The sequence below is a fragment of the Prosthecobacter sp. genome (assembly GCF_044222565.1).
GTDB lineage: Bacteria > Verrucomicrobiota > Verrucomicrobiia > Verrucomicrobiales > Verrucomicrobiaceae > Prosthecobacter.
In genome coordinates, this window is the sequence record NZ_JBGANA010000004.1 from 1 (window position 1) to 12533 (window position 12533).

Annotated in this window: 9 protein-coding genes; 8 read left to right on the forward strand and 1 reads right to left on the reverse strand. The window is 60.1% G+C overall.

Translation table 11 applies throughout. The features are described 5' to 3' along the window. Positions 1 to 267: 267 nt before the first annotated feature. Positions 268 to 1518, reverse strand: a complete 1251-nt coding sequence (locus tag ACILSR_RS06710; protein ID WP_395748968.1) for an MFS transporter — start codon at positions 1516 to 1518, stop codon at positions 268 to 270. Positions 1519 to 1624: 106 nt separating this feature from the next. On the opposite strand from ACILSR_RS06710, the gene ACILSR_RS06715 reads away from it, so the two are divergent. From ACILSR_RS06715 to ACILSR_RS06750, 8 genes are all read left to right on the forward strand, one after another. Then, positions 1625 to 3163, forward strand: coding sequence for a hypothetical protein (locus tag ACILSR_RS06715; protein WP_395748969.1), 1539 nt, complete (start codon positions 1625 to 1627; stop codon positions 3161 to 3163). A gap of 7 nt (positions 3164 to 3170) precedes the next feature. Next, the gene (locus ACILSR_RS06720) at positions 3171 to 3833 is read left to right on the forward strand and encodes an acyltransferase (RefSeq protein ID WP_395748970.1); all 663 of its coding nucleotides are present in this window, start codon (positions 3171 to 3173) and stop codon (positions 3831 to 3833) included. Between the two features lie 292 nt (positions 3834 to 4125). Continuing rightward, positions 4126 to 5679 (forward strand): hypothetical protein, encoded by a 1554-nt coding sequence (locus ACILSR_RS06725; protein WP_395748971.1) that lies wholly within the window; start codon positions 4126 to 4128, stop codon positions 5677 to 5679. Between the two features lie 7 nt (positions 5680 to 5686). Continuing rightward, complete coding sequence (locus ACILSR_RS06730; protein ID WP_395748972.1) at positions 5687 to 6727, forward strand: amidohydrolase family protein; 1041 nt, start codon at positions 5687 to 5689, stop codon at positions 6725 to 6727. A 78-nt stretch (positions 6728 to 6805) separates the two neighbouring features. Next, a complete protein-coding gene (locus tag ACILSR_RS06735) occupies positions 6806 to 7660 on the forward strand; it encodes a sialate O-acetylesterase (RefSeq protein ID WP_395748973.1) in 855 nt (284 codons plus the stop codon). Continuing rightward, positions 7657 to 8481: an NAD(P)-dependent oxidoreductase gene (locus ACILSR_RS06740; protein WP_395748974.1), complete on the forward strand. Its 825-nt coding sequence runs from the start codon at positions 7657 to 7659 to the stop codon at positions 8479 to 8481. Before ACILSR_RS06735 ends, ACILSR_RS06740 begins: the two co-directional genes overlap by 4 nt. 1005 nt (positions 8482 to 9486) lie before the next feature. Beyond that, positions 9487 to 10713, forward strand: coding sequence for an MFS transporter (locus tag ACILSR_RS06745; protein WP_395748975.1), 1227 nt, complete (start codon positions 9487 to 9489; stop codon positions 10711 to 10713). Between the two features lie 451 nt (positions 10714 to 11164). Then, complete coding sequence (locus tag ACILSR_RS06750; protein WP_395748976.1) at positions 11165 to 12532, forward strand: DUF1501 domain-containing protein; 1368 nt, start codon at positions 11165 to 11167, stop codon at positions 12530 to 12532. Position 12533: the final 1 nt, after the last annotated feature.

Sequence of the window (12533 nt, forward strand, 5' to 3'; positions counted from 1 at the left end):
GAGGCAGCGAGAAGCACAAACCCTTGATGGATAAAATATTGGAGTGGCAAAAACGAACTTCGCCGAAGCAGCCTCCCGACCAATTGCCCTCTCCAGACACAGATCTCAAAAACGCTGCTTAACTTCGGTATCCGGGTTCATTCTTCACTTCGCGACCGCAGTCCAAATGGGGCTGGGTTTTTGCGAGGGTTCGTGGGGCAATCGAGGCGGGTGGGCTTCGGAGGAAGGTTTCCGGAGCGGCATCGGAGTGCCGCGGTCCTGGCGGGATCAGTCGCGGCGGGCGGGTTTGACGATGATGAGGAGGACGCCGCAGAGGAGGACGCCGAGGGCGGAGGACATGAGGATGTAGCTGAGATCGACGTGACGCTCTTTGAGCCAGCCGCCGAGATAGGCGGCGATGCCGCCGACGATGCAGGAGCAGAGATTGAGAAAACCGTAAGCGGTGGCGCGATGGCGGGCCTCAATGACCTGACAGAGGATGGGCATCATGTTTGAGTCTGAGCAGCCGCGGGCGAAGCCGAAGGCGATCAAACAAACGGAGACGATCGAGAGGGTGTCTGTGTTGGCACTGAGGAAGACGAAAGGCGAGCAGAGGGTGAGGGCGATCATGGGGACGAAGACGCGTCCGCGAAGATTGACACGGCTCCAGCGGTCCGCCCAGGCGCCGCCGACGACAACGCCGGCCAGGCATGCGGTCTGCATGTAAACCGAGAAGGTGAAGCCGGCCTTGGTCTGGGTGAGGTCAAAATGCTCGCGGAGGTAGCTGGGCATCCAGGAGACGAAAGCCCAGCCAGCGAAGCCGAGCAGGCTCCAGTGAAGGGCGAGGAGCCAGAGACGGGCATTGCCCGCGAGAGTGGCGACGATTTGGAGCGGAGGCTCGGTGGTGAGGCCGTCGGCGGATTTTTCGGTGCGCTGACGCGGGGCGTCCCGCAGCAAGGCGAAGAGGAGGAGCGCGTAGGCGACGCCGAAGGAGCCGAAGACTTTAAAGCCGGAAGACCAGCCGTGATGGTCAGCCATCCAGCCGCCCATGCCCCCGAGCGCCATGCCTGCGTAAATGCCGGTCATGTGAAGGCCGGTGGCGAGCGAGCGTGTGCTGCCGCGATGGTAGTCCATGATGAGGGCAAGGGCGGCGGGGATGTAGCAGGCTTCGCTGATGCCCATGAGCACACGTGTGGCTGCAAGCTGCCAATAGGTCTGCACATAGGCCGTGGCCCAGGTAACGGCCGACCAGACGATGAGACTGATGAGAATGACGCGGCTGCGGCTGAAACGGTCCGCGCACCACCCGCCCACAGGGCTGAGCAAACCATACACGAAGAGGAAGACCATGGTGAGGGCACCAAAATGATCATCGCCCATGGGGATGGCGGCCTTGATGGAGTCGCGCATGGTGGTGAGCATGACGCGGTCGAGGTAGTTCAGGCAGCCGACGACCCAGAGCAGGGCGACCACGAGCCAGGCCCCCTGATACGGACGCGAATCTTCGGGAATGGAAGGGGGGCTTGCGTCGGAGGGCATGGGCTGTGACAACGGCTGAGGGGCCTGCGCTCTTCCCGCTTTTGTGCTGGTATGGTGAGATGACCAAGAAAGCGCGGGCCGCTGCTGACGTTCACAGCAGGAACCTATGAGGCGCTTATTTCGCAACTTCGTTTTTCTGGCAGCGTTCAGCGGGCTGACGGGCGTGCGCGCTGCTGAAGCGAGGCTGCAGGCGGCGGCGCTGGAGTTTGCTATTACACCGACGACGGGAGGCGGCACATCGAGCAAGGTGGGGGCGCTGGTGCAGAAGGTGGAGGGGCCGCTGAAGACGACGGTGACTCTGTTTCAGGCAGGGGAGGCGCGGGTGTGCCTCATAGCGACGCACATGAACTCGCCGAAGGGGGCAAATGTGAGCCCGCTGATACGGCGCACGGCGGCGGAAGCGCTAAAGCTGCCGATGGAGCGTGTGCTGCTGATGGTCTCGCACAATCACACGGATCTCAATTTGGTGAGCAATCACATCGAGGCGTATGCGACGATAACGATGCATCCGCACGATGTGCCTCCGGCGAAGCTGGTGCCTGCGGGTGAAGATTTTATCCGGCAGCTGGAGGCGACGGCGAAGCAACTGCCTGCGCTGCTGCAGCCTGTGACGGTTTCGTGGGCGGAGGGGACGGAAGGGCGCATCAGCTACAACCGCAAGGGGCGACGTGCGGATGGGAGCAGCTATTTGATACGAGAGGAGGATCGCGATCTGCTGGGCGTGGATTTCAACGGGGACATGGACCGGCAGGCGCCCATCGTGGTGCTGAAGAATGAGAAAGGCGAGGTGGTGACTGCGATCACGCATTTCACCGCGCATCCGTGCACGTGCTTTCATCCGGAGAAGCCGATCATCTTTGGCGACTGGCCGCAGGTGGCGTGTGAGCATGTGGCCACGCATCTTTCTCCGACGAAGCCGATTGCGGTGAGCTTTTTGCAAGGCTGCGCTGGGGATGTGAACTCGAAGGGGATGTTTCGCGGAGATGTGGAGCTTTCAAAAAAATACGGGCGCATGCTGGCGGACAGCTACATTGCGGCGCTGGAGGGGCTGAAGGTGTCGAAGCGGGGCGGGATGGACTTTGCGGTGGAGAAGGTGGGCATTCCGCTGGCACCGCTGCCGTCTGAGGAGGTGCTGAAGGGGGAGATCGCGGAGATGGAGGATTTTATCCGACGTGCGAATGCGGGAGATGAGAATACGCTGGCATGCATCGGGCATAATTTTCCGCGGGAACTGACGCCGGCGTATCGCGGCAAATTGATCGAGATGATTTTGCCCTGGAGTCAGTGGGCGCTGGAGATGCGGCGGCAGGGCAAGGCGGAGAGTGTGGCGAAGTTTCTCGAAGTGGAGATCCAGGTGCTGAGGCTGGGGGATGTGGGATTTGTGTGCATGCCGTTTGAGCCGTTTCAGGGGATTGGACGGCAGATCCGTGCGGGATCGCCGCTGCCGATTTCGATTCCCTGCGGCTACACGAATCTTTCATATGGCTACCTGACAGATGGGGCGAACACGAATGCGGGGGATGGGGAGTATATGAGCGCGCATTATCGGTACAGCAAATTTCGTGCGCCGTATGCGAAGCCAGCGGGAGATGTGATCGCGGTGCAGGGACTGAAAACATTGGGACGATTTGCTAAGCCGGACTGACACACTTATGAGCATTCCCACGGAACCTTTTCATGAAGTCGGAGAGCAAGCGCAGATCGATGCGGATGTGATTCTGGGGTATCGCTATCCGGGGGATTCGCAGCCGACGCGGATTGGTGACTATGCGATTATTCGCAGCGGGAGCATTATTTATGCGAACACGACCATCGGGCATCGGTTTCAATGCGGGCATCAGGTGCTGATCCGTGGGGAGATTACCATTGGGAATCGCTGCGTGGTGCATCACAAATGCACGCTGGAGGGACGGCTGAAAATTGGCAACGGGGTGAAGATCATGGCGCATGTGTATGTGCCGAGCCGGACGACGATTGGTGACATGGTTTTCATCGGGCCGGGGACGACGTTTCTAAATGCGAAGTATCCGATGCGGCAGGATGGGGTGCAGGGGGCGACGATTGAGGATGGTGTGACGATCGGTGGCGGGGTGACGATTTGTCCGGGCGTGAGGATTGGGCGAGGGGCTTTTATTGGTGCGGGGACGCTGGTGAACAAGGACGTGCCGCCGGATACGCTGGCGTATGGCGTGCCGGTGAAGTTTCAGCCGATGCCGGAGGTGCTCGCGGGTGGGAATCTGCCGGAGCAACTGCTGCCGCAGACGGATTTGTTTGGGGCGCAGAGGGATGATAGCTGGAGGGATGAGGTGTGCTGAGGGGGGCACTGATTTATGAAGACCAGATTTAACAACGCAGAGATTAGAAGACCGCAGAGATGAATGGAACGAACCCATTTGATGGCTGTAGAGAGGGCTGCCGGAGCCGGATTCCGGCTTCCTCCTTTGCTATCCGTCCTTCGCTAAAGCTACGGAGGACAGGAGAAGCTACGGAGGACGCGAAAGCCGGTACTACAATACGGCGCTGGGTGGAAGGGAGCCTTTGGTCCGTGAGAGAGGTATGCAATCCAAACTTGGTGCGAGTGTGAGTCTTGATTTAACCTTTATGAAAATGAAACGCTTTCTTTCTATCTCCTGCCTCGTTGCGTGTGCAGCGGCTTCCCATGCGGCGGAATTTTTTGATGAGACGAAGGCGGTGAGTGTGTTTGCTTTTGACACGGTTTCGATTCCGTATTCGCAGAATCTGCGGCTGGAGATGCGGACGCCGGAGAAGCCTGCGGGGAATCCGGTGTTGCCAAGAGGCGCGGCGGGGACGCCGGATGCGCAGGGGGTGCAGTTTTATGGATCGATCATCAAGGAGAACGGGAAGTATCGGCTGTGGTATGTGGCGTTTGATGATGACAAGGACAACAAGGTGGCTTCATCGCGCTGGCGTGCGGCGTATGCGGAGAGCATGGATGGGGTGAACTGGACGAAGCCGAACCTGGGGCTGGTGGAATACAAGGGGAACAAGAACAACAACCTGCTGGCGATGGGCGGCGGGCCGTGGGGATTTGTGAATGTGAAGGTGCTGAAGGATGAGGCGGACCCGGATCCGGCGCGGCGGTACAAGATGACCACCCATGTGTATTTCCGAGGGCAGCGAAGGCTGGGGACGCTGCTGCCGTTTGTGAGCGCGGATGGGCTGACGTGGAAACCTGTGTTGGACGTGAAGTCGGTGAAGGCGGAGCTGAAGAAGGAAGATGTGCTGCTGCCTGCGATTCATTTTGAGCCAAGCGGCGGGCTGTACCAGTGGGACGGAATGTTTTATGCCTGCGGACAGAATGCGCTGAATGCGACGCGGCCGTATCAGGGACGGGTGACGCGGATGTATCGCTCAGCGGACTTTGTGCACTGGATGCCGACGCAGAATGTGGGCTTTGTGCGCGAGCCGCAGCATGAGGTGCTGGGGGCGGGGCGCAGCCTGGAAGGGGAGCAGACGCACGAGGGGATCAGCGTGTGGAACCGGCGCAATGTGCTGCTGGGCGTGGTGGGCCTGTGGCATGGCGCGAAGGAGTGGCCGGACATCACGATCGATCTCGGCTTTGTGGTGAGCAATGACGGGCTGAATTTTCGTGAACCGGCACATGAGTGGACTTTCATCAAGCGCGGCGAGGATGGCGCGTGGGATCAGGGTGGTGTGCTTCAAGGACAGGGTTTTGAGAACATCGGCGAGGAGACGTTTGTTTATTACGGTGCGTGGGATCCGCGGCACTGGAAGGAAGCGCCGCCGCGCGGGGGCGTGGGGATCGCGAAGCTGCCGAGGGATCGGTTTGGAGAGCTGGTGGTGGAGACGGCAGGGAAGGGGCCGGGGGACTACCAACTGCCGGAGATCACGAGCGAGTTTGTGACGGCGGCGATTCCGGTGAAGGGAGGGGAGCACTTCTTTGTGAATGCGGCGGGGCTGGGGCCGGAGGCGGCGCTCAAGCTTGAACTGCTGAGCGCGACCGAGACGGCGCTGGCAGGATATACCAGCACGGTGAGGCAGAGCGGGTTTCAGACGCCGGTGGTGTGGGACGCGGGGGGCGCGGATTTGCCTGAACGGATCCGGGTGCGGGTGACGTTTGAGGGGAAGCGCAACACGGACATCCGATTTAGCGCGCTGTATTTGAAACCTGCCACGTGATGATTTTATGAACCGCCGTCATTTTCTTACTGCGACTGTTGCTAGCGGTGCGGTGGCTGCTGTGGCAGCGCCGCCGAGCGGCATCATCGACTGCCAGAGTCATCTGTTTTTTCCGGAGGTGATCGAGATGATGCGGAAGCGGAAGGCGGAGCCGCTGGTGTATGACGAGAAGGGCATGGCGATTCTGAAGATGGGGGACTGGCTGCGGAAGGTGCCGCCGTTTTACCTGGATGTGGATGCGAAGCTGGCGACGATGGACAAGAACGGGATCGAGATCACGATGCTGAGCACGAATGATCCGGGGCCGGAGTGGTTTGGCGCGGACGGGCCGGCGGTGGCGCAGCTGATTCATGATTCGCTGGCGGGGGTGATCGCGAAGCATCCGACGAGGTTTCGCGGGCTGTGTGTGCTGCCATTGCAGAATGAGAAGGCGGCGAGCGAGGAGCTGGACCGGTGTGTAAAGAAGCTGGGATTTAAAGGTGTGCTGTTGTACACGAATCTGGCGGGGGCGTGGTGTGATGAGGCTCAGTTTCACTGGCTGTATGCGCGAGCGGAGGAGCTGGGGATGCCGATTCTGTTGCACCCGGCGAAGCCGATGACGACGGAGGTGGTGAAGGGGTATGAGCTGACGAGCACGCTGGGAAACATGTTTGAAAATACCATCGCGATGGCGCGGATCATCGCGAGCGGGCTGCTGGACAAACATCCGAAGCTGAAGCTGGTGTGTCCGCATCTTGGCGGCACGCTGCCATATATCAGCGGGCGGATGGACCATCAGCTCACGGTGCTGAAGCGCGGGCCGCAGAATTTGCAGAGGAAGCCGAGCGAGTACCTGAAAAGCATCTACATGGACATTGTCTCGCCGCTGCCGGAGGCGATGCGGTTTGCGCTGGATTTCAGCGGCGCGGACAAGCTGCTCTTTTCGAGTGATCATCCGTGGGTGGAGCCGAGCGCCATTCTGGACCCGCTGCGGTCGCTGAAACTGCCGGCGGCGGATGAGCAGAAGATTTTATCCGGGAATGCGCGTGAGTTTTTTGGGCTGGCCTGAGGCCGATGACCGACGGCAGGCATGGATGAATTTACCGATCGAGACGCTTCTTTTTACCCCACCCCTATCCATTTTATCATGAGACTTATCCCCTTTTTCATGCTGGCCCTCTGTCCCGTGGCCTTTGCCCAGAAGGTCACCACGCCGCCGCCGACGAAGCCGCCGCTGGAGATGGTGGATGTGACAAAGCTGCCGGAGGGAACGACGGAGCTGGATCTGTTTCTGCTCATGGGGCAGTCGAACATGAAGGGGCGGGGCGTGATGCCGGAGGAGCCGAAGCGAGATCCCCGCATCTTGATGATGCATCTTGGTGATGATCAGTGGTATCTGGCGCGGCATCCCCTGCATCTCACGGGGGACGCGAAGACCTTCAAAGGATATGACAACGCGGGAGTGGGACCCGGGCTGGATTTTGCGGAGACTCTCGCTGGCGCGAACCCCAAGGCCGCCATCGGGCTCATTCCCTGTGCGGTTGGAGGATCGTCGATTCAACGATGGCTGAAGGGCGCGAAGCTGTACGAAGAGAGTGTGCGCCGGGCCAAGGTGGCGCTGCAAAGCACTGCGGCTGTCAAAGGGCGCATCCGCGGGGTGATCTGGCTGCAAGGGGAGGCGAACGCGAGGCCGGACGGACTCCCAGTGCATGCGGAGAGGCTGCGTGCGATGATCGAGTCCCTGCGTAGCGATCTCGCTCTGCCGGATCTGCCGTTCATCGCCTGTACCATTGGGGAGATGGCTGATGAAGAGCGGCTGGCGGACATCCGGGCGATGAATGCGATCCTGCTGGATCTGCCGAAACAGGTGCCGCATACGGCGTGTGTGGATGCGCGTGATTTGAAGACGCACATCGGCGACAAGGTCCACTTTGACAGCGCCGCGCAAAATGAGATCGGCAGGCGCTTTGCTGCGAAATTCATTGAACTGAGCAAACCATGAAGCCTGACATGATCGAGAGCGTGACTGGCATCGTCGGCATGGGGCTGATGGGTTCGGCCGTGATGAAGATGACGGGTGCTGCGCGTGGGTGGGATGTGGATGCGACGCGCTGTGTGAATGCGGTGACAGCGGGTGATGTGTTTGAGAAGTGTGATGTGGTTTTTCTTTGCCTGCCGAATTCGGATATTGTGCGTGAGGTGTTGCGGGGCGCGGATTTGAAGGCGGGGCAGATTGTCATTGATACGACAACGGGTGATCCGAGTGAGATGGCGGCGCTGGGGGCGGAGCTGAAGGAGCGAGGTGTGGAGTATCTGGATGCGACGGTGTCTGGGAGCAGTGAGCAGCTGTTGCAGAAGGATGTGCTGGTGATGGTGGGCGGGGATGCGGAGGTGTTTGAGCGATGCCGCGGGTGGCTGGAGAAGTTTGCGCGAGAGGTGGTGCATGTGGGGCCGTGCGGGAGCGGGGCGAAGATGAAGCTGGTGACGAATCTCGTGCTTGGGCTGAACCGTGCGGCGCTGGCTGAGGGGATTGTGTTTGCGCAGCAGATGGAGCTGGATCTGGCGCAGACGCTGGAAGTGATGCGGAGAAGCATGGCGTACTCGCGGATCATGGACACGAAGGGGGAGAAGATGATCATGCAGGACTTCACGCCGCAGGCGAAGCTGTCGCAGCATTTGAAGGATGTGAGGCTGATGCTGGCGGCGAGCGGGATTCCGCTGCCGCTGAGTGAGACGCACCGGGCGCTGCTGGAGAAGGCGGAGGCGCTGGGATATGGAGAGGCGGACAACAGCGCGGTGATTCAAGCGATTTTAAAACCATGAGTGCCGCGCAATAGGCTGACACAGCCGGAGTTCGTGTGCGGGGTAAGGCATGCGAGGACGCAACGACGGCGTGGCGTAGCGGCGAGGCAGACGCTGCTGGAGAAAGCGACGTGTGAAGAATGCGCTGGGTTTGCTTTCCTGATGGATGCTGCCTGTACCAGGGTAGCCTCGCTAAAGCTCGGCAACCCTTCGCTATGATGCGGAAGGCCGTTGGCCTTCAAGGCGGGAGAATCATTCCATTAGCAAAGCTCAATAGGATCAATGAAGTTAAGTTAGCCAACTGTCGAAAATCTTGTCGCAGCGACGGTATAGCGGAGCAGGGAGGCAGACGCTGCTGGAGGGCGCGGTGTGTGAAGAGGGCGCTGGGTTTGCTTTCCTGATGGATGCTGCCTGTACCAGGGTAGCCTCGCTAAAGCTCGGCAACCCTTCGCTATGATGCGGAAGGCCGTTGGCCTTCAAGGCAGGAGAATCATTCCACCATGCAAAGCTGAATAGAATCAATGGCGTTAGGTTCAGTGTTGGATGGATTTTGAACTCAAAATGTAACTATTCAGGTCCGTAGGGAATCAAGCAGCGACAGCTCAGGGGATTTGGTCCGCCCCCTCACCCTAACCTTTGACTCACTACGTTCGCCCTTCGGGCTGCCTGCGGCAGTCTATCTTCGCTCCGCTCCGATTCCCCGAAGGATGCATTCAGCTATCGAGTTTGGGGCGGGGAGAGGGGATTGGCTTTCGGGACGCTTCAAAACTCAGTCGGAGTTACAACGCGAACCTCCTCTCCCCGCCCCAGACCTCGCAGCTCTGAGCGTCCTTCGGGGAGAGGTTAGGGTGATGGGCCTTCCAAAGCCTGCTTGCGCCGCCATCTTTCGTCCCATGACCACGGACCTGAATAGTTACCTCAAAATTTACAACGCAAATGGCCGCGAATATCCGCGAATTTTTAGGAATGACGAACTCACGCAATTGTGTTGGGATGGCGTAGCTTAATGACATTGAATGTAAATCCATGAGTACTGCGCAACGCTATCTTGTTTTGGTGACGGTGTTTCTGGGGCTCGTCTTTGATGGCGTGGAGCTGGGGCTGATGCCGGTGGCGTCGCTTTCGGTGTCAAAGAGTTTGCTGGGGGCGAGTTTTACAGCGGAGCTGGGAGGCGAGTGGTTTGCGCGGTTTACGGCGGCGCTGATGCTGGGCGCGGCGATCGGTGGTGTGGCGCTGGGAGCGCTGGGGGATCGGGTGGGAAGGACGCGAGCGATGGGTGTGTGCGTTTTGTTTTACTCGGTCTTTGCGGCGATGGGTGCGTATGCGCAGACGCAGGAGCAGATGCTGGTGCTGCGATTTATGGTGGGGCTGGGAGTGGGCGGCCTGTGGCCGAATGGGATCGCGCTGGTGTCGGAGTGCTGGAGCAGTGCATCGCGGCCGCTGGTGTCTGGGGCGATGATGGCGGGGCTGAATGTGGGGATTTTGATGCTCTCGCAGGTGGCGCGGCAGTGGTACATCACGCCGGAGTCGTGGCGGTGGGTGTTTCAGTTTGCGGGTGTGCCTGCGGTGCTGGGAGTTTTTGTGCTGATCGCTTTGCCGGAGTCGCCGAAGTGGCTGGCTTCGCGTGGGGCGGTGAAGGGGCCGGTGACGCCGTTGCGGGAACTGTTTCAACCGGGGCTGATTCGATTCACGGTGGTGGGGATTTTGTTGAGCTCGATCCCGATGATCGGTGCGTGGTCGGCGAGCAAGTGGATGATTCCGTGGGCGGACAAGATCGCTGGTGCGGCGCATGGGGACTACAAGGCGGCGACGCAGGGGTGGTGGGCGCTGGGTGCGACGCTGGGAAGTTTGCTGGGAGGGCAGTGTGCGATCTGGCTGGGGCGGCGGCTGAGCTACTGTGTGATCAGCGCGGCGACGGTGAGCATCACGTATGCGATGTTTCAACTGACGGCACCGCTGCAGGCGGGGTTTCATGCGATCGTGTGTGCGCAGGGGTTTGTGGCGACGCTTTTTTTTGGATGGCTGGCGCTGTATCTGCCGGAGCTGTTTCCGACGCGGGTGCGGGCGACGGGGAGCGGGCTGGCGTACAATTCGGGGCGATTTGGTACTGCGGCGGGGGTGCTGGCGGCGGGGTATCTGTTTACAGCGCTGGGGGGAGATTATGCGAGAGTGGGGGCGATCTGTGCGTCGATCTATGCGCTGGGGATGGTGGTGATCTGGTGGGCGCCGGATACGAAGAGGGAGGATCTTTGAGGAGGCACTGATTTAACAACGCAGAGATTAGAAGACCGCAGAGAAAACATCCTATTGAGACTTGTGCGGCAGGCTGGCGTGAATGGAACGCTTTGGAAAGCTGATGCAAGGAGTTGGGTGCTGCGGGGCACAGACTCAAAGCTGCGGCATGGCCGGGGGACGCATCTGGAAGGCGGGGTGCGCGAAGAGGATGATGGGTTCGCTTTCCTGACTGGCTGCCAGAACCCAAGGGAGCACTCGCAAACGCTCGGCACCCCTGGACTGAATGACGGAAGACCGTTGGCCTTCAAAACAAAGGGGCTGGTCTAAGACAAGGAGGTCTGTCTATTATGCAAACCGCAATGAGCAAGAGACTGGCGAGAAGGAGGGCGGCGATTGCTGTGGTGCGCGAAAGAAACTGGTCTGAGCGCGATTACTTGAGAGCGGTCTGTCAAATCAACGCTGATCCAACATGCTCAAGATCCTTGCCCCGGCTGAATCGCGCAGCGCCTTCTGCGATGGTGTTTCGCGTCGTAATTTCATCAAGATCGGAGGATTGGGGTCGGTGGGACTGTCGCTGCCCAAGCTGCTGGCGCTGGAAGATCAGGCGGGCATCCGCAACTCGCACAAGGCGGTGATTTTGATCTATCTGGTGGGCGGGCCGCCGCATCAGGACATGTTTGATTTGAAGCCGGATGCGCCGCGCGAGATCGCCGGGCCGCACAAGCCGATTGGGACGAATGTGGATGGCATTCAAATCTGCGAGCTCTTTCCGCGGATGGCGAAGATGATGGACAAGTTTACCGTGATCCGCTCGCTGGTGGGTGCGCAGGCGGGGCATGATGCCATCCAATGTTACACAGGATTTCCTAATCGGACCGGGACTGTGCCGCCCGGAGGATGGCCGCAATTTGGCAGTGTGGTGGGAAAGCTGCAGGGGGCGCATGATCTGGCGGTGCCACCGTTTGTGAGCATGTGCTACGAATGCACGCACGGCCCCTACAACGAACCGGGGCCAGGATTGCTCGGCTCTGCGAGCGCAGCCTTCCAGCACACGGGGCCGAGTCGTGGCGACCTGACGCTGCAAGGCATCACGTATGACCGGCTTTCGGATCGCACGAAGCTGCTGCGGAGTTTTGACAACTTCCGGCGCGATGTGGACTCCAGCGGAAAGATGGAAGCCATGGACACCTTTACGCAGCAGGCCATGGGAGTGTTGACATCATCAAAGCTGGCGGACGCGCTCGATCTTTCCAAAGAGGACCCGCGCATCTGTGAACGCTATGGCTCGGGTGACACGGTGAAGCGCATTGACGAAAACGGCGCGCCGCGGGTGCCGCAGAGCTTTCTCGCCGCACGGCGGCTTGTGGAGGCCGGGGCGCGAGTGGTGACCGTGAACTACAGCAAGTGGGACTGGCACGGTGGCGCAAACAACGACATTTTTTCCCGCGAGCGCGAGGATTTCCCCATCTTTGACAAGGGCATCACGGCGCTGGTGGAGGATCTGCACCAACGTGGTCTGGACAAGGACGTCACGGTGCTGGTGTGGGGTGAGTTTGGACGCACGCCGATCATCAGCAAACAGACGGGGCGTGATCACTGGCCGCGTGTGGCGATGGCGCTGCTGGCAGGCGGTGGGATGCCGAACGGCCAGGTCATCGGGTCAACGGACCGCCTGGGTGGCGAGGCAGACAGCCGGCCCGTGACATTTCCGGAGGTCTTTGCCACGCTCTACCGGAACCTGGGCATCGACGTGAACACGACGACGATCACCGATACGAAGGGGCGGCCGCATTACCTCGTGGAAAACGGCGCACAGCCGATTCGCGAACTGATTTGAT